We start from the raw sequence: 19,389 nt of genomic DNA on the forward strand, positions 1-19,389 counted from the left end.
CGTGCTGCCGGACCCGCTCGCGTGGAGGTGGTTTCGATGAGTGGTGAGATCAGTCGGCGTCTCGACCGGTTCGAGGCCTACCTCAGTGGCCGGCCGGACCTGAGGCTTCGTGTCTGCTGCCCGTCCCAGGAGTTCGCCGAGCTGGAGATGGCGCAGGGGCTGGGCCGGTGGCTTTCGTGTGTGCGGGGGCTGTGGGAGTCGCTGAGTGTGGGGTGTGAGGAGGACCTGGCGGTACTGATGTTCCAGGCACCCCCGGTGCCGGCCGCGGTGGAGCGCTACCTGCTCTCCCTCGTCCCCACCGGCACCGTGGGCGACCGGCTGCTTCGGCACGCCCTGATCGGGCTTCCGGACAGCAGCGAGCGGCACCTGAGCGAGAAACTTCTTGAGCGGCCTGAACTCCTGGAGCGAACAAGGCTGCTGATCGCACGGGCCCGGGCGCGCGGCCAGGTAGTCGAACCGCTGTCCTGCTACCAGTCAAGCCCCCGCATCGACGAGATCGCCGCGTGGCTGGGCCTTCAGGTGGGCGAGAGTCCCAGCAACACACTGCGGTGGGGTTCGAAGTCCGGCAGCCGCACCGTGTTCCGCGCCGCCCGGCTGCCGCATGCCGCCGGCAGCTACGACCCCGTCCGGGGGTTGCCCGCCCTGGCACAGCACGCGGCCGCTCTCGCCCGCACCCATGGCCCAGGACGCTGGCTGGTGAAGATCGACGACGGATACGGTTCCGGACACGGCATCGCCTCCGTCACCCTCACCGACACCCGCTACGCCGCGGTACTGAACGCCTTGGACAACCTGACACCGCTGACCGCGAACATCTCCCGCACCGAGTTCCTCGCCGGGGTGGCCGCCAACGGCGCCATCGTCGAGAAGTACCTCTCCACCCCCTGCGGCGGGCTGAAACGCTCACCCAGCACCCTGCTGCACATCCGAGGCAACCCCGACGGCGGCTTCACCACCGAACTGCTGGGTACGCACGAGCAGATCCTGGGGGAGGACCTGCAGTACCTCGGCTGCCGCTTCCCCGCCGATCCCGCCTACCGCGCCGCCATCAGCGACATGTCCCTCACCGCCGCCAAAGAACTCGGCCGCCTCGGCATCCGCGGTCACGTCGGCATCGACTTCATCACCCGTCAAAGCCCTGACGGCCGGTGGGAGGCGAGTGCGACAGAGCTGAACCTCCGCCAGACCGGCACCACGCATCCCCACCGCACCGTCCGCGCCCTGGTCCCGGGAACCTGGCGCGAGGACGGCCGCCTCACCCACCACGGCACTGACATCCACTACACCGGCACCGACGCCATCATCGACCCGGCCTACCAGGGCCTCACCCCCCAAGCCGTGATCCGGGCACTGGCCACCCGCCCCGGCCTCACCTTCGACCAGCAGCAGGCCCGCGGCGTCATCCCCCACTTCTGGACCGCCCTTGAGCCTCACGGCAAAATCGGAGCCACCGTCATCGGCCACTCACCGCAGGACTGCGACCACCTCCGACAACACTTCACCACCCTGCTGAACACCCTTCCCCCCACACCTCCCGGCACACCGCGATGAGTCATGGCGGTTCGTCACGGGCTGGACAGACCGCCTGTGAAGTACCGGGTCCCGCCTCGGCCCGTTCCCGCTGCGCGAGCGCGCGCAGGAGGGCTTCGCCGCTACGCGGGTTGAGCATGGCGTTCCAGCGGACTGTGCCGTCCTCGTCGGCGGCGAGCACAGCGAGAGCACCGGGCGTCGCCACTCGGCTGCGCGCGGCCCAGAGAGGAGCGAGCGGGGGCGTCCGGCAGAATACCGCTGTGACGTCCATGGGGATCCTGACCGAGCTGGAAGCCGGCATGGCAGAGCTGTCCACGCCGGTGCGGGTGTACGTGGCGACCGGGCGGTTCACCGAGCCGGACCCCGACCTGCCAGAGCTGGCGGCCCAGATCCGCACGCTGCTGGCCGAGGTCGCGGTGGACGAGGCCTGGCGGCGCTTCCTGCCCGGGTACGCCCCGCCGTCCGCCCCGCAGATCTGCGCCGCACTGGAACCGGTGGAAACGCACGAGGCTGCCGCGTTCCTGGCAGGGGTCGCGGCCGTCGACCTGGTCTGGCCGAGCCACCGGCACCTGCCCATCGAGGCCGCCGAGCGCGCGGCGGACCGTGTGGTGTCCCTGCTCGGACCGGAGGCCAGCTGGTGGACCAACCACGATGCCGGATGCGGCGCCGTGAACGGGCTTACCCCACTGTTCGACAGCCTGCTCGCGGGAACGGACGGTGAGCACTTCGCGCTGGCCCTGCAGATCGCCGACGACTGAGCGCCCCGCCCTGCTCGTCACCGCCAGAACCCACTGCCGACTCGTGACGGCCGCACGGCTCGCCCTGTCACAGTCCGACCTTCAGGACCGGTGCGAGCCGGTCGATGAGGATCATCGCCACGTCGTCCGTCAAGCGGCCCTCGGTGTGGCGGATCAATGCCTTGTGCAGTTCGTCCAGGAACTCCTGCGGGGAGGTGTCGGCGGGTATCCGCTCCATGGTCTCCGGCAGCGGGAGGAAGTCGTTGTCACGGTTGCGGGCTTCGATCACGCCGTCGGTGTAGAGCAGCAGCCGGTCACCGGGCAGGAACGGGTAGCTCTCGGGCTTGGCAGGAGGGCCGTCGACGAGGTCTTCGAGGCCGAGCGGTGGCAGTGGCGAGGCGGGCACCAGGGCCTGAACCTTGCCCTGGTGCAGCAGCAGCGGAGGCGGGTGACCGCGGTTGACCAGGTGCACCACGTGTTCGTCCGGCACCTGGGCGATGAGCGCGGTGGTGAATCCCTCCATGAGGACTTCGGGAAGGTCTGCCTGAGAGTAGGTACCCGGTACGGCGGCCTCTCGCCGCAGCGCGGCCGCGCAATGGTTCATGACCTCCTGCACATCGTCCTCGTAGTGAACGGCCTCCCGGAACGCGCCCAATGCCACCGCGACCGCGCGTATGGCGGACAGCCCTTTCCCCCGGACGTCCCCCACGATCAGGCGGACGCCGTAGCGCGTCTGGACGGCCTCGTACAGATCGCCGCCCACCTGCGCCCCTGTCCCGGCCGCGAGGCACAGGCTGGCCGCCCGTACCGGTCCCAGGCGCTCGGGGACAGGCCGCAGGACGACCTCCTGAGCCGCCACGGCGATCCGGCGGACCTGGTCGAGCTCGCTCTGCCGGCGCGTGCGCACCGCGTTGCTCAGGATGACACTGGCCACAGACACCACGATCAGCCCCAGGAAGTTGCCGATGATCAGCTGGGTCTGGGTTCCCCACGACTGGTTGTAGGTCGCGGAGGTCACGTTCACACCCACAGCGAGGGCTGCCGCCGACAGCGTGCCCATCGGGCCCATCGTCAGCGCGGCCAGCGCCGGCGTCGTGGTGAGGACGGGACCGGTGACCAGGTCGTGTGCGGGCGAGAGCTCGATGCCCAGCACGCTCAGCGCGATCGCGAAGGGCGCACACTGCGCCAGCGTGAACAGGACCTCGCCGTGACCGCCCACTTCTGGTCGAGAGGACGCTCCCTGTCGGACAGGTGAGCGAGGATGGGACCTCATGGGAACAGCCTGCCTCGCGGAAGCTGCTACGGCCTCCCGGAAGCCCGTGACCAGCGGCGCTCCTGCGCGCTGGCTGTGTCCATGAGAACGGGTTCTGGCTCAACTTCTGTGGTGCGGCCACGGTGCTGTCGGTGGACGTGAACATCGCGATAGCGTGATAGTGCGTGTTGCCGTGCCGTGCACCGTGCCAGGCGCGGTATGTCCGGAGTGCGGGACATGGACCGCGTGGCTGTCCCAGCGGCCTGGTGTCGAAGTTGTTTCGACTGCCCAAGACGGGCCAAAGCGTCTGTCGGAGGCTCGGCCGCTCGTCTCGGTTCGGTGACCCGCGTCACACCCGGCTCCTGTCAGCAATCGGGGCGCCGTCTCGTTCAAGGGGCACGCGAACGAGACAGGAGCAACGCCATGAAGCACCGCATCGTCGTACTCGGCGCCGGATACGCCGGGGCCTTCGCCGCCGGAAACCTGGCCCGCCGGCTCTCCCCGGCCGACACCGAGATCACCGTCGTCAACGCCGCGCCCGACTTCGTTGAGCGGATGCGGCTCCACCAGCTCGCGATCGGCCAGGACCTCGCGTTCCGCAAGCTCGCCGACGTATTCGCGGGCACCGGTGTGCGGCTGCGCCTGGCGCGCGTCACCGGCGTCGACCCCGAGCGCAGGACCGTCGCCGTGACCGGCGAGGACGGCGACGGCGAGCTCGCGTACGACACGCTTCTCTACGCGCTCGGCAGCTCCGTAGCCCACCATGGCGTCCCCGGCGTGGCCGAGTACGCCTTCGATGTGACCGGCCTGTCCTCGGCGCTGCGTCTGCGCGAGCGCCTGGCCGGCCTGGGCGAGGGCGGCACCGTACTGGTCGTCGGTGAGGGGCTGACCGGCATCGAGACCGCCACCGAGTTCGCCGAGTCCCGGCCCGACCTCTCCGTCGCGCTCGCCGCCCGCGGCGAGCTGGGCGCCTGGCTCGCCCCGAAGGCGCGCCGTCACCTGCGCCAGGCCTTCGACCGGCTCGGCATCACCGTCCACGAGCACACCCGCATCGAAGCCGTCGAGCCGACACGGGCGATCGCCGGCGGTGTCGCCGGGCCGTCCATCCCCGCCGACGTGACCGTGTGGTCGGCCGGGTTCGCCGTGCACCCCATCGCGGCCGCCGGCGGCCTGGAGGTCGCCGAGACCGGCCAGATCGTCGTCGACCGCACCATGCGCTCGGTCTCGCACCCGGATGTCTACGCCGCCGGTGACTGCGCCTACGCGATCGGCGAGAACGGCCGACCCCTGCCGATGTCCTGCGCCTCGGCAGGCTTCACCAACATGCAGGCGACCGCCGCGATCATCGCGCGCCTGACGGGCAGCGAGGTCCCGACCACCGGGCTGAAGTACTACGGCAACCACATCAGCCTCGGGCGGCGGGACGCGATCTTCCAGATGGTGGACGGGGACGTCCGGCCGAAGTCCTGGTACCTGGGCGGCCGGGCCGCCGCGCGGCTCAAGTCGGGCGTGCTCAAGGGGGCCGGGTGGGGCATCGCCCACCCGACCTTCGGCATGCCGAAGCGCAAGCGCCGCCTGGCCACCGCACCTGACCGGGCCGGTGTGAGGGTCGCCGCATAGGCTGCTCCGCATGGACAGCGCAGCCATCGATCGGTTCGAGGCCAGCCGGGGCCGGCTGGCCTCGCTCGCGTACCGTCTGCTCGGTTCGGCAGCCGACGCCGAGGACGCCGTGCAGGACACGTTCCTGCGCTGGCAGGCCGCAGACCGCGAACGGGTCGAGGTGCCGGAAGCGTGGCTGACCAAGGTCGTCACCAATCTCTGCCTCGACCGGCTCCGCTCGGCGCAGGCGCGCCACGAGCGAGCGGCCGGTGCCTGGCTGCCCGAGCCCCTCCTCGAGGGCGACCCGATGCTCGACCCGGCCGACACCTTCGAGCAGCGCGAATCGGTGTCCTTGGCCGTACTGACCCTCTTGGAGCGTCTCTCGCCGGTCGAGCGGGCCGTATACGTCCTGCGTGAGGCCTTCTCGTACAGCCACGCCGAGATCGCCGGGATCCTCGACATCACCGAGTCCGCGAGCCAGCAGCATGTCCACCGGGCCCGACGCCGGGTCGCTGCCGAGCGCCGCGGCGGCGGTGAGGTGGACCCCGCGTCCGCCCGCCGGGTCGTCGAGGAGTTCCTCGCCGCCGCCACGTCGGGGCGTACCGAACGGCTGGTGGCGCTGCTCACCGCCGACGTGACGGCGGTCTCGGACGGCGCCGGACTGGCCAAGCGGCTGCTGCGGTACAAGACGCCCGAGCGGGTCGCCTCCTACGTGCGGGCCGGCTTCAAGCCAACGCCGACGAAGCGGCGGCTGGCCGGCGGTTCGCCCGTGTTCCACATCGCGCTGGTCAACGGCTCCCCGGCCGTCCTCGCCGTGGTCGACGACCGGGTCGTGGGCGCCGTGGCGTTCGAAGTCAGCGACGGCAAGGTCGCGTCCCTGCGCGGCATCGCCGCCGCGGACCGGCTCGCGCGCCTCAACGAGGCCTGGCGGCAGCACGAACCCGACGCGCCGGTCATCGCCGCATGGTGACCAGAGCCACCGGAGTCCAGTGACCTGAGTCGGAACGAGGACGGCACCCCTTCGGCCCGCGCTGCGCAGCTGCACGGGGCCGAAGCACGTCGGTCTCCCGCATCGGACTCGGCCATGTGGTTCGGATCCCCGATGGCCGACTAGCGGTCGACATAGTGGCCCACTACGAATCGTCACGGAGGGCTGACCAGGGGCGGCTTCGAGCGCCCCTGGCCACCTATCGCTCGAAGTCACAGGTGGGGATGCGATCACGGGTGTGACTGTGCGCCGTAGGTGGCGGATGAGCGCTCTCTTGGCGGAACCGAGTGCTTGGTTGCTGGTTCACCGACCCGGGCCCGCACTTCCTGGTCGCTGCCCCAGACGGCCGGAGCGGATCTGGTCGTCGCCGCCGTCAGACGCGGCGGTGAGGCATCCGTCGACACTCGCGAAGATCTCGATGAGAGCGCGGGCGGCGGGGCCGGGCGGTATGGTTCCTTGCTGGTAGTTGCGGTATTTGGCGAGCAGACGGTCCTGCTTGTGCTGTTCCTCGTGCTCATTGATCTCTGCCAGAAGCCGGGCCTGAGCGCCGCCGGGCCGGGCTGCGTAGCCTTCGTTACAGGAAGAGGGAAAGGAGTTCCGCATGACGCCGAAGCAGCCCAAGACCGAGCTCGACGCCCGCTACAGCTCCGCACTCAACCCGCGCCCCGGCGCCGAGAACGTCACCGCCACCGACTGGGCCGAGGCCGAGCGCCAGCTGCGGGCCGCCGAGGTCTTCTGGATCACCACGGTCCGGCCGGACGGCCGGCTGCACGTCACGCCGCTGATCGCCGCCTGGCACGACGGGGCGCTGCACTTCAGCACCGGGCCGGGCGAGCAGAAGGCGAAGAACCTGGCCGCCAATGCCCACTGCGCCCTCACCACAGGGCACAACTCACTCTCCGAAGGCTTCGACATCGTGATCGAGGGCACGGCGGAGCGGGTGACGGATCCGGCGCGGCAGGACGAGGTCATCGCCGCGTTCGAGGCGCAGTACGGGGACCACATCACCTCGCCGGAGGGGACGTTCTACGGCTTCTGCGACAGCATCCGCAAGGGCAACGACCTGCTGTTTGCGGTGGCACCCGGCACGGCGTACGGCTTCGGGCACGACGGCCAGGTGTTCAGCCACACCCGCTACACCTTCTAGCCGGCCTGCGCACAAGAAGCCGCCGGCCGGGCCCGTTGCCCCGCGGCTCTGTCATTGAGCTGGAGACGGTGCACCCCCGCGTACGCCGTCCTTGATGCCTGCGGTGCGGCCGTCGAATCAGCCGCGGGAAGGGGGTGACCGTGAGGAGGCCCGGGGGACGCTGAATTCACCGACCGCCGTCTGCCGGCTTTCGCCCGCGCGGGGGCCCGCCACGTGGGCTGAACGTACCGAGCTCCGTTAACCCTTCGGGGCCCGTGTGGCGTGATGACCGCATCCTGTGAAGTCCGGTGTCGTTGCTCGGGACATGAAGAAGATCATCGCTGGCGCGCTCGCAGCCGCCTTCACCATCCTCGCTGCCGGTACGGCCGCAGCAGACGAGGATCACCGTGACTCGCACAACGCGCCAGTGGTCGCGTTGATCAACACCGGGCAGATCGACGACCCGCTGGAGGACGTGCTGGAGCACACGCTGAACTTCGGCGACGGGTACAGCCGGGACTGAAGCGGCTCGGTTACAGCCCTGCGCCGCACTGATCCGAGAAGGACGAGGCCCTCGCCACTGGACTCGCGATGGCAGGACCAACTCCGCGAACGGCAGGCCACCGCGGTGACCGTGCTCATGGGCATGGACGACAGCCTGGCGTTGGTCTGTTCGGGGCCACACATATATGACGACGCGATCTGTGTGGCCCCGCCGGGCACGCATGTGCCGCCGGGATCCATGCCTCGTCGCGGGTCCAAGAAGAGAGGTCGCTTGCCATGCACGACATCACCAAGAAGATCGCCTCGGGAATCGGAGCGGTCGCTGCGGCTCTCGGCTGTGTCATCGCCGCAGGCCCGCCCGCGGCGGCTGCCGGCAAGTGGTGCAACCACTCGGTCTGCATCGAGACCTACGACACGGGCACCTACCTCGGCCGGGTGGAGGTGTCGGTCACCAACACCAACCAGCCGAACCGCATCAGTGCCCGGGTGTGGACCACGGATGGCTGGAGCGCCAACACCAAGGCCGAGGACGTCGCCAAGTTCAGGACCTACCGGGACCAGGCGTACCCGCAACGACACTTCCCCGCGGGCACCCGGCTCTGCGCGGAAGGCTTCCGCGGGGGCGCGAGCGTGGGCCTCCCCTGCGTCACTCTCACCGCCTGACCCCTTCGCTGGCTCGGAATGACGCAGCCGTCACAGAAGAGCGGTTGGAACCCTCGGTTTCGCTCTTCGTTCCCCAGCTGGGTCGTCGCCCGTACCGCCTGATCGGAACAGGCGGCGCGGACAGTAGACCTCATACAAGCGGCGAACTGCCGCACACCAAACGTGACAAGACCAGCTGACAAAGGACTTCTGGCCTAGTCGCCATTGTCGGTGCTCCCGTTCAAGCTCCGGCGCTTGTTCTTCCCGGAGCGGCGCAGCAGTTTGCCCGCGGTGAGCGTCACGGTTGCCACCACGCGGACCCAGTGGGGCCCGCCGCGTTCCGCCCACACCACACATACGCACCCGCCGACGGCAAGCGCCAAGACGCCGAGCACCACCAGAACGGTCATGTCTTCCCACCTCTGATTCGTACGGTCCCGGCGGCCCTTTCAGGCCCGGAAGAGATGTCCCACCGGGGATGTCCGACTGCATCCCTGTTGCGGATCGACAATACGACCTGCACAGCAGCTCACTTTCATCCGCACGGGGCTCGGGCCGCAGCCGTTCCGCGTTCACCGCGGCGACTGTCCGCAGGGCAAAGGCAAGCCGGTCAGCTGGGGCTAGGCCCGCCGCCTCCTGGCCGACGGGATCGAGTCATGCCCGTGCTGCGCCGGGCGGCACCGACCTCTTGACGCCGGCACTCAGCTCCACCAGACGTGGAAGTTGGTGGACAGCGACCTCAGCGCACCCAACTCAGCCGCAAGCTCGGGTGCGGACACCTCAATCCGCCGCCGAGGCGGCAGTCCGCGAGACCGCAGAGGAGACGGCTTTCGCGGACGCTGAGCAGGGCGGCGTCGTTCAGGCGATGTGTCCGTTTGGTCGCGTGATGCCGAGGGTGGCGAGCGGGCGGGTGGTGTCGCGGGCGCGGTGGCGGGTGTCCGCGGCGATGTTGGCGTGACCGGCGAGCCGGAGGGCGCCGATGGCCAGGTCGCGCAGGGTGGCCATGGCGCGAGGCGCGGTGCCGGTACGCACTCGGGAGGCCGTCCTCGTCGTAGGCGGTGTCGGTGTCCCTGACGTGGTGGACCTTGTTTTCGATGCCCCAGTCGTCGCGACATGCTGTGCGATCTCGGCCGGGTTGGCCTGCTGGGCCGTCAGGTCGGTGACGGCGTAAACGCGTTCCGGGGGCATCCTGCCGGTGGTGACGATCCGGCGGCGGCGCACGATCTGCACGACCTGCGCCGCGTGCGGGAAGGTGATCCTGCTGACGGTGGCGGTCTTGAGCCGGCGGATCGTCGCGGCCGTGGGCGGTGGCCCGGGTCTTGTCGCCCAGCGGCACATCCCGCCACGGCAGCGACTTCAGCCACTGGTGCAGGGTGGGGGGTGGTTGCCCTTGATCAGCGCGATGTAGTGGGCGTGCTTGTCCTCGACCAGGAAGCGGGCGTGGGAGATCTGGCTGCGCATGGCGTCGAAGGTGACCACCCGGCCGGCCAGGTCCAGCGGGGCGAGCAGGGGCCGGAAGGCGGTGATCTCGTTGGTCTTCGCATCCACTTCCCGCTGGGCGAGGACGAGGCCGCCCTCGCTCATCGCGGACAGGGGATGGACCTGCGTGCCGTCGGAACGGCGAGCGCCGCGCACGGTCTTGCCGTCCACGGCCGGCGTGGGCCGTGGCCATTCGCCGTGCGTATCCGGCCCGGCGGCGGTGCGGTCGCGCCGTGCGAGCCAGGTGCCCACGGCCGCGTCCAGTGCGTGGCCGTCGATGCGCTGGAGAACACGGCGCACGGTGGCTTCGGCCGGGGCAGCCGGTCCGTGCCGTGGGTCCCGGCATGGGCCGCCGAGGGCGGTCAGCGCAGCGGGCGGGGGGTCGGCGGTCCACTCCGAGATCGCGGCCAGGGACTTCGCGCCGGCCAAGACCGCGCCCGCGGCCAGGGCCAGGACGAAGGCGAGCGGGTGGCGGCGGCCCTTGCGCCGACGGGGGTCGGCACAGCGGCCGGGCAGGTCAGCAAGCCGGGGAGTTCGCCGTGAGGCCGGTGGCGCGTCGGCGAGCTGGCCCGGACCGCCGGGGACAGGCGGAGATGAGCGGGCAGTCACTGTCTCACGTTGTGGTGATCAGGGACTCGACACCTCATGATCACTGGAAGCCGTGACTGCCTCCGTTCCACCCCCAGGCGAGTCCCCCACCTCGGATCCGCATCAAGACGTCATCTCAATTGGTGGTTCGGACAGTGTGGAAGCCCGTTGGCGGATGGGCTGGGCCGGTTGAATGGCCCCGTGAACGACTACTGGACGCCTGCCCATTTTGCGGTGGAGCACGAGGACGCCGAGACATTGGCCCGCCTGCTGGCCACCGGGACTGATCCCAACGCGGTGCAAGGCAACTCGACGCTCCTGACGCACGCCATTGACGTCGAGGGAGACAGCACCCTGCAGAGCCGATGCCCGCTGACCGTGCACACCACTGCCATCCTGCTGGCCTTCGGCGCCGACCCGCAGCTCCAGGACCCTGATGGTCAGAACCCATGGACGTGGCCGAGCAATACGACCACACCATGGCGATAGAGCTGCTGCATCGGCACATCAGCTGACAAGACGGCGCAGGCATATGAAGGTGCAGGCAATGGCCGCGAAAGCCAGAAAGTGCTCGGCCTTGCGTTCATAGCGTCGGTGCAGACGTCGGCAGCTGGCGAGCCATGAGATGGTGCGTTCGATGGTCCAGCGATGCCGGTCGCTGGGAGGTCTCGATACCTCTTCGGGCAGTGCGGTGGGTGATGCCACGCTCACGTAACCATCGCCGCAGGTGGGAGTAGTCGTAGCCCTTATCGCCATGGAGCTTGCCCGGCCTGCGCCGTCGGGGTCCTCGGCGTGAGCGGATCGGCGGTATGCCCTTCACCATGGGCATCAGGGCCTGGCTGTCGTGGATGTTCGCTGCGGAGATTCCAACGGACAGGGGCAGACCGGTTCGCTCGGTAATCAAGTGGATCTTCGAGCCGTACTTGCCCCGGTCTACAGGATTCGGACCCGTCAGATCGCCCTTCTCAAGGCTCGCATGTTCACCGAGTCGATCGCGCAGCGGGACCAGTCCAACTCGCTGCGGGAGCCGGGCTCGTCGAGGACCAGGCGGTGGAGCTCGGCCCACACCCTGGCCCTCGTCACCTGACGACGAAGAAGGGCAGCAGGGCCGGCGACTGGGCCGCGGCCAGCAACGTCGCGTTCGCCTACACGCCTACCAATAGCTCGTGGCCGAACCGCATCGAGGCCCAGTTCACCGCCCTGCGCCACTTCACCCCCGACGGCACCGACCACACCAGCCACAAGGAGCAGGCCAGCACGATCCGCCGCTACATCATCTGGCGAAACCGTCACGCTGACGATCACCGGCTACGAGCCGTGGTCGACAGGGCGAACGTTGCCTGATGCGGCACTAGCTTGCCCAGGGTCCCACTGGCTTGCCCAGCGCCCTCGAGCTGGGACGATGTGCGTAGCGCGGCTCGGGCGTTTGCGGCACGGTGAAATGCAGGCCGATTAACCGGTGTAGGGCTGCCACATCTTGACGGTCGTTGTCGGATTGCTTGCGGAATTGGATTTGTGCGTTACCAGGCACCGGTACTGCTTACCAGAATGAACGACACGCTCGTTCTCCGAATACTGTCGATTTACTTTCCATTCAGAAAATCCTGCTGCCATGTGACGTCACCTTTCATCAAGCCGGCTCACTGCCGGCCTGCCTGAAGCATCGCACCCTTCCGACCAGGGCAGGGCGCCCGATCCTGCCGGCCCGCAGCGGGGCCCGCGAGAGCACGATGCCCAGCACCATCCCGGTCGCCGACGAGCGGCGCGGGGGCTACACGCGGAGCCTGTACAGGCACTGGAACCGGGGCCTCAACCTCTGGGACGGGGTGTGACACCCGCCGCGAGGTGATCCTTTCCGAGGTACTTGAGGCCCCGCCGGTGGCTGCCGGGGGATCTGGCGGCCCTGCTCGGCCGGCAGGTGCTACTCGGTCCGGATCAGGCCGCGGTGCGGCTCGGCGTTCGCGGGATGGACTTCGACCAGGTCGGACGGGGCCGGGCCGCCGTTCCCCGCTCGCCGCGCTGGCCCCCCTCGCCACGGACCGGACATGGTGGGGCTGACGGAGGTCGGGCGGATGGCCGGGGTGGGCCGAGCCGCAGTCGTGAACTGGCGCCGACGTCACGCGGACGTCCCGAACCCGGTGGGCGGCACGGAGGTGCGTCCGGAGTCGGACCGGCGTGCGGTGGTCGACTGGCTGCTGGCCAACGACAAGATCGGCGTGCCCACCGGCCTGCCTCTCTGCGGCCACGGTGGTCGTGTCCGGTTCCGGTGGGCGTACGCGTACCCCCCGTCCGGGTGGACGACCCGGTGCTGCTCCTGGCGGACGACGCGACCGGGATGGACCGCCCGTCCGGCTGGGCCGAGGACATCGACGCGGATGCGTTTGGCTGAGCTGGGGGAGGGGCCGGTGGGATGACGGTGAAGCGGGCTGACCGTGCCGGGGTCGGCGCCGTTGGCGGTGTTGGGCGATGTCCCGGTGCGGAGCGGGTGAGGTCGGGGGCGGGCGGGCTCTGGGTGGAGTTGTCCTGGCCGGTCGCGTGTGCGGGGCACCGTCGACGGCTCGTCGGGGGTGGTCCGGTACGGGGTGACGTACGCCGGCCTCGGCGTGGACTGCGTCTGCAAAGCGGCAGGACTGTTGGCGGGACGTTCCGGCGTCCTGAAACACGCGAGCGCTGCGCCAGCCACCTGGAGCGCCGTCGCCCGGTCACGCAGCTGCCGCCGAAGGAGCAGGGACGGATTGGCTGTAGGACGGGGCGAGCCGGGCCGCCCACCCCGCTGCGCATGCTGAGCCGGTTCAGCTACGACCGGTGTCCGTCCTCGACGGCGAATGCTTCCACGGTGGTCAGGGCGTTGAACGCGTCGTCGCGCGCGCCGCCGAGCGCATAGACGCAAGTCTTCTGCAGTCCTCGGGTCTCCTTGGGGCAGGGCGCGGTCGCCCCCGCGAGCTCGAAGCGGGCAGTGGGCAGACCGGGCAGTGCCTTCCACACGTTAGTGGCGGGACTGTACGCCTCCACCGTGTCCAGTGCTCCGTCGGTGAAGTTGAAGCCGCCGAGCGCGTACACGCACGTCCCCTTCAGCCCTTCGACGTCCTTGGGACAGGGTGCGGCCGCACCCCCGAGGGCGACGGCAGGGGTGTCCTTCGAGGGCAGTGTGTGCCAGCTGTTCGTGGCGGGACTGTACGCCTCCACCGTGGCGAGGACTTCGTCGGTGAAGTTGAAGCCACCGAGCGCGTACACGCAGGTCCCCTTCAGCCCTTCGACGCCCTTGGGACAGGGTGCGGTCGCCGCCCCCGGGGCGTCACGGCCGGTGCCCAGCGAGGGCAGCGCCTGCCAGGTGTTCGTGGCGGGGCTGTAGGCCTCCACCGTGTCACCGAAGGCGCCGCCGATGGCGTACACGCACGTGCCCTTCAGCTTTTCGATGCCCTTGGGGCAGGGCGCGGTGCTCGCCGCCAGCTGGCTGCGGGCGGTGGGCAGCCCGGGCAGCGTCTTCCACGTGTTGGTGGCTGGGCTGTAGGCCTCCACGGTGCTCGTGTCGAAGGCGCTGTCGGGCCACGAAGTGCCGGTGAAGCCGCCGATGGCGTACACGCAGGTCCCCTTCAGCCCTTCCACGTCCTGGGGGCAGGGCGCGGTCGCCCCCGCGAGCGCATAGCGGGCGGTCGGCAGAGCGGGCAGCGTGCTCCAGGTGTCCGTGGCCGGGCTGTAGGCCTCTGCCGTGTTCAGGGTGGGGGAACTGCCGTTCTGGCCGCCGAAGGCGTACACACAGGTCCCCTTCAACCCCTTGATGTCCTGGGGGCAGGGTGCGGTCGTTGACGCCAGGCCGTTGGCCGGGGTCGACAGCCCGGGCAGGGTCAGCCAGACACCCTGGGCGTTCGCGAGTGTGGTCGTCAGGGCGAGCGTGGGTGCCAGGGCTGCGACGAGCAGCCAGCGAGGGATCTTCATGTGCCCATTTGTGGCATCGGTCCGACCTCGGGACATCTGGGCGGACCCGGTCGGGGAAACGCTGTAATCCGTACGTGGTGGCAGGCTCCGCCGGGCGGGTATGTGAGCCGGCCACCCCTGGTGCCCAGACGGCCGGGCTGCTTCCTGCCCGCGACACCCGTCGAACTGAGCCGTCCGGCGACTCCGTAGCGATGGTCGGGCTGGAGCGTGCACGGCCGCTGCCGCCAGCCGTCGCACGCGCCGACGCGGCAACTCCCTTGGGAGGCGGGCCGGGCGCCCCGCCTCCCATACGGCCGACAGCCACTCAGACACGCACGGCCGGCCCCGTCAGCGCGTGGCGATCGGCTGGAGCGCCGCGCCCTGGTAGCGGGCACCGGCGTTCCACAGGATGAAGGAATTCATCTTGTTGGCCGCCGCGGCCTTGATCTGTTCGGCCACCTCGGTCGGCCCGTAGGTGCTGCCCATCGAGAAGTCCTGGAGCCACGGGACGATTTCGGTCTGGGTGCCCTTCGCCTGGCGGGCGAAGTCGGCGAGCGAACGCTGCACGATCGCATACGGGGCGGTGTCGGGGTGCGCGACGCCGTACTCTCCCGGCCCCCAGTGGGACGGGTAGACCATCGGTGCGATGTAGTCGGTGACTTTGACCAGGGCCCCGATGTCCTGCGCGATCTCGGTGGGCCGGGTGGCGGCGATACCGAAGACCGAGACGCCGAGGTACTTGGCGTGCGGACGCAGCGCGGTCCGGGTGTCGGCGACGAACGAGGTGATGGACTGCTCGGGCGTGGCGGTACCGATGCCCGGGAAGCGCATCTGCGACAGCGGGCCGTCCGGGCGGCGCACGTAGTCGTAGAGGATGTCGTCGAAGCCGAGCCGGGCCGCTTCGACGGCGAGGTCCTGGTTGTACTTGCGGACCGTGGGGTTGGCGAAGTTGGTGAAGGAGAGGGCTCCGTAGTGGCCGCTGTCGTAGGGCTGTCCGGCCGGGGTCAGGACGAGCTGGTCGCGCTTGCCGGACTTCCAGGCGGCCGAGGCGAGCTTGGGGTCGCGGAAGGCCACGATGCGGCCGATGACCTGGGCGCCGGCGGCGTGGATCTCGGCGATCGCCTTGCGGGCGTCGTAGTAGCCCTTGGCCGCGCCGATCTGGCGGGCCAGGGGTACCTGGGATGCGTACCCGACCTCGCCGTCCTCGTCCTTGACGTCCAGCTCGATGGCGTTGAGCTTGCCGCTGCGCACGAGGGCGAGGATGTTGCCGCGCAGGGTGTTGTCGCCCCATCCGATGGCGGTGATGTGCGCGGCACGGATCATGGGGCGGCGTCCCCGGGCGGACACGTCCTTGGTGGTGGTGTTTCCGGCGCGGTCCACTGCGGTGACCGTCGCGACGGGTGTGCCCTTGGGTACCGTGATCTTGAAGGCCCCGGCCTTGTCCACGGGGACCTTCTTGCCGTTGACGGTCACCTCGGCGTCGGTGGAGGCATTGCCGGTGATGGTCACGGGGGCGGCGACGTTCTTGATCTGGGGGTCGGCCACCTTCAGCTCGGGAGCGGTGGCGTCCACACTGAAGCCCACGACCTTGCGGTACGAGGCGAAGGGGAAGCTGCTGTTGCCCGTCACCACCAAGGTGTGCCGGCCCTCGGTGAGGCGCGGGAGGGCGAGTTTCAGGCGAGCGCCCTCCGCTGTGACGGGGACCGCCGTGCCGTCCAGGGTGGCGCGCAGCTTGTCCCTGCCGCCGGCCTCCTCAGCGGCGAGGTAGGCGCTGACCTGTGCGGCCTTGCGCCCGTCGAGGACGGCGCCCTCGCTCAGACCCTGGATGCCCGGAGCCGGCGCGAGGAATGACCAGGCTCCGACGCCCGCTCCGGCCAGCGCGAGCGCTCCGGCCGTCGCTATCAGGGCGCCCCGACGGGCCGGGCGGCGGAGACGGAGGGAGGGGGCCGAGTGCGATATGCGTTTGGGGGACATCATGACGTCCTTCGTGCCGTGGGCCGGATGCTGTCTCCATTCATTGCCCGACCGTGTCCTAGTCGCCACGTTTTTGCCGGATTTCACACGAACGCCGCGTTCGTTCCCGGCGTGGCGGCTGCGCCATGCAGGGGACCGTGCGGTAGGTGGTCTCTCGTCGGAGGTAGGTATGGCGGGACACGTTCGCCTTGGAGGGACTTCTCATGCGCCACCCGCTCGTCCCGCTCGGCGCCCTGGCCGGCGCCGCCCTGCTCGCCTCCGGCTGTTCCACGGGGCCGTCACCGGCCGGCGGGGAGCGCCATGCGGCCGCCTCACCAGCGGCGGTCAGCCCCGTCGCCGCGAAAGCGCCGGCGGAGGTCGGCGCCAACGAACTCGGCCAGGTGCCGGTGCTGATGTACCACCAGCTCACCGAGAAACCGACCAGCGTCTACGACCGCACTCCGGCCGATTTCCGGGCAGAGCTGGACCGCCTCGCGCGGGAGAAGTATGTGCCGGTTACCGCCCGGGACTTCCAGACGGGCCGCATCGACATCCCAGCCGGCACGCACCCGGTGGTCCTCACCTTCGACGACTCGACCAACAGTCAGGTACGCCTCAACCCAGACGGCACCCCGGCGCCGGACACCGCCATCGCCATCCTGACGGAGACAGCGAAGAAGCACCCGGAGTTCAAGCCGGTGGCGACCTTCTTCGTCAACGCGGACGCCTTCTCGGCGACAGGGTCCGCCAAGGCACTGACCTGGCTGAAGGAGCACGGGCACGAGGTCGCCAACCACACCGACCGCCACGAGAACCTGCGCTCCCTGGACCAGGCGGGCGCCACGCGGGCGATCTACGCCGGACAGCAGGCGATCGAGAAGGCAGCGCCCGGGACGAAGGTCACTTCGCTCGCCCTGCCCTTCGGTGCCATGCCTCAGCCGGCCGGGGTCGCCACGCGGGGCACGGGCTACCGCTACGACGGGGTGTACCTCGTGGGGGCCAACCCCTCGGTCTCGCCGTTCGCGAAGGCGTTCACGCCCGGCGCGATCCCTCGGATCCGCTCGGCGGGGCCCAGGGATGAGGACGCCGAGTTCGGTTCGTCGCGCTGGCTGGACAAGCTCGCCGCCGGGAAGAACCGGTACGTCTCGGACGGGGACCCGAACACCGTCGCCTTCCCGAGCGCCTCGCGGAACGAGCTGTCGCCGGCCTTCGCGAAGCGGGCTCGGCCGTACTGAGCTGTGAAGGCAGACCAGTACGTGGCGGTCGCCGGGGAGGCCGGCTCAGGCAGCGGAGGGGGCCCTGTCGTTGGCGTACAGCGCTGTGCTTCTTGTCATCACGTGCACGGCGGGGGCTGCGGGGGCACGTGTCGCTGCCTCGCGCACCTGGGATCCCGTGGCACGTCATGACGAGGGTCATGACGAGGGTCGCCCGGACGCTGTGCCCGGATCGCGGGCGCTCAACGCGAGGCTCCTGTGTTCCCCGGGAGCCATTGCGTACGTGGCCCAGGGATCGGCTGAACCCGGCGGCGCTCGTCAGGCCCCAGCGCGCGCCGATGGCGTACACGGGCACGGCGCTCAAGTGCGGCGGCGCGAGATCTTGGTGGCACCGCTCCAGCCGCCGGTGCCGGATCCCGGCCGAGACGGTCTCCGGCCGGTTGCGGAAGAGCTGGTGCAGATGCCTCACCGAGACGTTGTGGCGGGCCGCGACGGCCTCGGGGGTGAGGTGCGGTTCAGCGAGGTCGTCCTCGATGAAGGTGTCCATGGCGGCCAGGAGGACCTGCTGTCGCGTTTCCGGCGGCAGCCGCTCTTGGACTCCTACCTGCTCGGCGAGGAAACCGCTGGCCAGGTCGAGACTGGTGGCGCCGAGCCGGGCCCCCGCGCCATCGTCCAGGGTCGCCGCTTCCTCCGCCACGGACTCCAGGTAGCGCGCCAGGACCCTACCCATGCCCGGACCGGGCCGACAGCCCGCGGGCGAAGAGCTCGCTGAGCCTGTCACGTGGCAGAGCGGGACCAGTTCCTGGGGCAGGTGCAGGATGATCGCACGCGCATCGCCGATGTCCCGGCCGCTGAGGGCCTCACCGCTGGGACGAGGTCCACATCGCGAAATCCCCACGGTGGAGGTGGGCGGTCCCCGGCGGCACGCGCGGGCGGGCGGGCGGGCGGGTTGCCCGGGCACTCACCGGACGCATGCGCCGACCCCTCCGGCCGCCGTTTGCCACGATGGCCGGGCGGCTAGGCCGTTTCTGCCGAGCGAACGCACGCGCCCCGCTCAGCCTGATGAGGACGGAGGTTTGCCGCCGGTTCCCGGGCGGGGTCCTCCAAGATTCGACGAACTCGTCGGTTTCAAGTCGTCGGCGACAGCATGATCGAGCTCAGATGTGGTCGTATCGCCGGTTCGAGCGAATCATCGGTGGCGCCACGCCACAGGTGGGACGCGGCGCTCCGGGCGCAGTACGAGGCGAAACGCGGAGCGGCGGCGGCCGCGGCCAGATGATCGACCGCATGCTCGTTACCCGCGATCTCCTGGCCCACTACCGCGGCTCAGAGATCCACAGCGAGATCCTCCACGACGACTCCCTCGCCTTCGCCACCGACAGCAAATTCCCCGAGTCCGATCACGCCCCCGTCGTCGCCACCTTCGACTTCGACTGACCCCCAGCACCACGCTCCGGCGCACAGCCGTCTGACCCCGGGGCGCCCCGCTCACCGCGGCGACAGCTCCCACGCGGTCGACTCCGCGCAGGTACAGATCCGTGGCGGACGGCAACGGTACCGACCGAGCTGGTCGCGGCCGGTGGAGACGTGGCCGCCGGAGGGTTGCGCCGGATGCCGCACGGCTTGCACCGGCAACGGCGGCAGCCTTTTACCAAGATCGGTTTTCGACGTCAAGCCACGTATTCGAGTGGCGTGACGGGTGTTCTCTCTCAGGGTTTATTTGAAGCAGGTCCTCACCGGGGAACTTCCGGAGAATCCGAGGCCGACGAATTGTTCCCGGCCTGTTTCCGCGGGGCGGTTGTAAACCCTTTTGATTCCGAATGGAGAATTCCCATGTTCGAGCTTTTCTCGACCCGTCGTAT

At 69.8% G+C, this 19,389-nt stretch carries 19 protein-coding genes and 2 pseudogenes; 12 read left to right on the plus strand and 9 right to left on the minus strand.

Annotated features, from left to right (window positions below):
- Positions 1–36 precede the first annotated feature (36 nt).
- Entirely contained in the window at positions 37–1,551 is a 1,515-nt protein-coding gene (locus ACWDYJ_RS09290) for a hypothetical protein (RefSeq protein WP_451564873.1), read from the plus strand.
- 248 nt (positions 1,552–1,799) lie between these two features.
- Positions 1,800–2,288: a hypothetical protein gene (locus tag ACWDYJ_RS09295; protein ID WP_451564899.1), complete on the plus strand. Its 489-nt coding sequence runs from the start codon at positions 1,800–1,802 to the stop codon at positions 2,286–2,288.
- A gap of 67 nt (positions 2,289–2,355) precedes the next feature.
- Here ACWDYJ_RS09295 and ACWDYJ_RS09300 read toward each other — a convergent pair whose 3' ends face one another.
- Entirely contained in the window at positions 2,356–3,486 is a 1,131-nt protein-coding gene (locus tag ACWDYJ_RS09300) for a PP2C family protein-serine/threonine phosphatase (RefSeq protein ID WP_451564874.1), read from the minus strand.
- Between the two features lie 456 nt (positions 3,487–3,942).
- On the opposite strand from ACWDYJ_RS09300, the gene ACWDYJ_RS09305 reads away from it, so the two are divergent.
- Positions 3,943–5,139 (plus strand): NAD(P)/FAD-dependent oxidoreductase, encoded by a 1,197-nt coding sequence (locus ACWDYJ_RS09305; RefSeq protein WP_451564875.1) that lies wholly within the window; start codon positions 3,943–3,945, stop codon positions 5,137–5,139.
- 10 nt (positions 5,140–5,149) lie between these two features.
- Entirely contained in the window at positions 5,150–6,088 is a 939-nt protein-coding gene (locus ACWDYJ_RS09310; RefSeq protein WP_451564876.1) for a sigma-70 family RNA polymerase sigma factor, read from the plus strand.
- 321 nt (positions 6,089–6,409) lie between these two features.
- Here the strand turns inward: ACWDYJ_RS09310 and ACWDYJ_RS09315 are convergent, their stop codons facing one another.
- Positions 6,410–6,709, minus strand: a complete 300-nt coding sequence (locus tag ACWDYJ_RS09315) for a hypothetical protein (RefSeq protein WP_451564877.1) — start codon at positions 6,707–6,709, stop codon at positions 6,410–6,412.
- Here ACWDYJ_RS09315 and ACWDYJ_RS09320 point away from each other — a divergent pair.
- The 3 genes from ACWDYJ_RS09320 (at position 6,708) to ACWDYJ_RS09330 (ending at position 8,399) form a co-directional block, all read left to right on the plus strand.
- Positions 6,708–7,253 carry a pyridoxamine 5'-phosphate oxidase family protein gene (locus ACWDYJ_RS09320; protein WP_451564878.1) on the plus strand — a complete coding sequence of 182 codons (546 nt, stop codon included), beginning with the start codon at positions 6,708–6,710 and terminating at the stop codon, positions 7,251–7,253. The two genes, ACWDYJ_RS09315 and ACWDYJ_RS09320, sit on opposite strands and share 2 nt — an antisense overlap.
- A gap of 304 nt (positions 7,254–7,557) precedes the next feature.
- Positions 7,558–7,755 (plus strand): hypothetical protein, encoded by a 198-nt coding sequence (locus tag ACWDYJ_RS09325; RefSeq protein ID WP_451564879.1) that lies wholly within the window; start codon positions 7,558–7,560, stop codon positions 7,753–7,755.
- A 257-nt stretch (positions 7,756–8,012) separates the two neighbouring features.
- Entirely contained in the window at positions 8,013–8,399 is a 387-nt protein-coding gene (locus ACWDYJ_RS09330; RefSeq protein WP_451564880.1) for a hypothetical protein, read from the plus strand.
- Between the two features lie 194 nt (positions 8,400–8,593).
- On the opposite strand, the gene ACWDYJ_RS09335 is transcribed toward ACWDYJ_RS09330, so the two are convergent.
- The 3 genes from ACWDYJ_RS09335 to ACWDYJ_RS09345 all read right to left on the minus strand — a co-directional run bounded on the left by ACWDYJ_RS09335 (position 8,594) and on the right by ACWDYJ_RS09345 (position 10,466).
- Entirely contained in the window at positions 8,594–8,788 is a 195-nt protein-coding gene (locus tag ACWDYJ_RS09335; protein ID WP_451564881.1) for a hypothetical protein, read from the minus strand.
- Positions 8,789–9,236: 448 nt separating this feature from the next.
- A complete protein-coding gene (locus ACWDYJ_RS09340) occupies positions 9,237–9,716 on the minus strand; it encodes a hypothetical protein (protein ID WP_451564882.1) in 480 nt (159 codons plus the stop codon).
- Positions 9,717–9,734: 18 nt separating this feature from the next.
- Positions 9,735–10,466 (minus strand): ISAs1 family transposase, encoded by a 732-nt coding sequence (locus tag ACWDYJ_RS09345; protein ID WP_451564883.1) that lies wholly within the window; start codon positions 10,464–10,466, stop codon positions 9,735–9,737.
- Between the two features lie 180 nt (positions 10,467–10,646).
- Here ACWDYJ_RS09345 and ACWDYJ_RS09350 point away from each other — a divergent pair, with 180 nt between their 5' ends.
- A complete protein-coding gene (locus tag ACWDYJ_RS09350) occupies positions 10,647–10,934 on the plus strand; it encodes an ankyrin repeat domain-containing protein (RefSeq protein WP_451564884.1) in 288 nt (95 codons plus the stop codon).
- 18 nt (positions 10,935–10,952) lie between these two features.
- Here the strand turns inward: ACWDYJ_RS09350 and ACWDYJ_RS09355 are convergent.
- Positions 10,953–11,525, minus strand: a pseudogene (locus ACWDYJ_RS09355) (IS5 family transposase); the annotation flags it as partial.
- Between ACWDYJ_RS09355 and ACWDYJ_RS09360 the strand changes: the two are divergent.
- A pseudogene (locus ACWDYJ_RS09360) lies at positions 11,526–11,789 on the plus strand (IS630 family transposase); the annotation flags it as partial.
- Positions 11,790–11,897: 108 nt separating this feature from the next.
- Here ACWDYJ_RS09360 and ACWDYJ_RS09365 read toward each other — a convergent pair.
- The 3 genes from ACWDYJ_RS09365 to ACWDYJ_RS09375 form a co-directional block, all read right to left on the minus strand.
- Complete coding sequence (locus ACWDYJ_RS09365; protein ID WP_451564885.1) at positions 11,898–12,059, minus strand: carbohydrate-binding protein; 162 nt, start codon at positions 12,057–12,059, stop codon at positions 11,898–11,900.
- 1,182 nt (positions 12,060–13,241) lie between these two features.
- The gene (locus ACWDYJ_RS09370; protein WP_451564886.1) at positions 13,242–14,381 is read right to left on the minus strand and encodes a Kelch repeat-containing protein; all 1,140 of its coding nucleotides are present in this window, start codon (positions 14,379–14,381) and stop codon (positions 13,242–13,244) included.
- Between the two features lie 327 nt (positions 14,382–14,708).
- Positions 14,709–16,337 (minus strand): putative glycoside hydrolase, encoded by a 1,629-nt coding sequence (locus ACWDYJ_RS09375; RefSeq protein WP_451564887.1) that lies wholly within the window; start codon positions 16,335–16,337, stop codon positions 14,709–14,711.
- Between the two features lie 200 nt (positions 16,338–16,537).
- Between ACWDYJ_RS09375 and ACWDYJ_RS09380 the strand changes: the two genes are divergently transcribed.
- The 3 genes from ACWDYJ_RS09380 to ACWDYJ_RS09390 all read left to right on the plus strand — a co-directional run.
- The gene (locus tag ACWDYJ_RS09380) at positions 16,538–17,548 is read left to right on the plus strand and encodes a polysaccharide deacetylase family protein (protein ID WP_451564888.1); all 1,011 of its coding nucleotides are present in this window, start codon (positions 16,538–16,540) and stop codon (positions 17,546–17,548) included.
- Positions 17,549–18,814: 1,266 nt separating this feature from the next.
- Entirely contained in the window at positions 18,815–18,964 is a 150-nt protein-coding gene (locus ACWDYJ_RS09385) for a hypothetical protein (protein WP_451564889.1), read from the plus strand.
- 174 nt (positions 18,965–19,138) lie between these two features.
- Positions 19,139–19,389 (plus strand): hypothetical protein (locus ACWDYJ_RS09390; protein ID WP_451564890.1); only part of this gene is annotated, 251 nt, incomplete at its 3' end.

This window comes from Streptomyces sp. NPDC003042 (genome assembly GCF_053591315.1).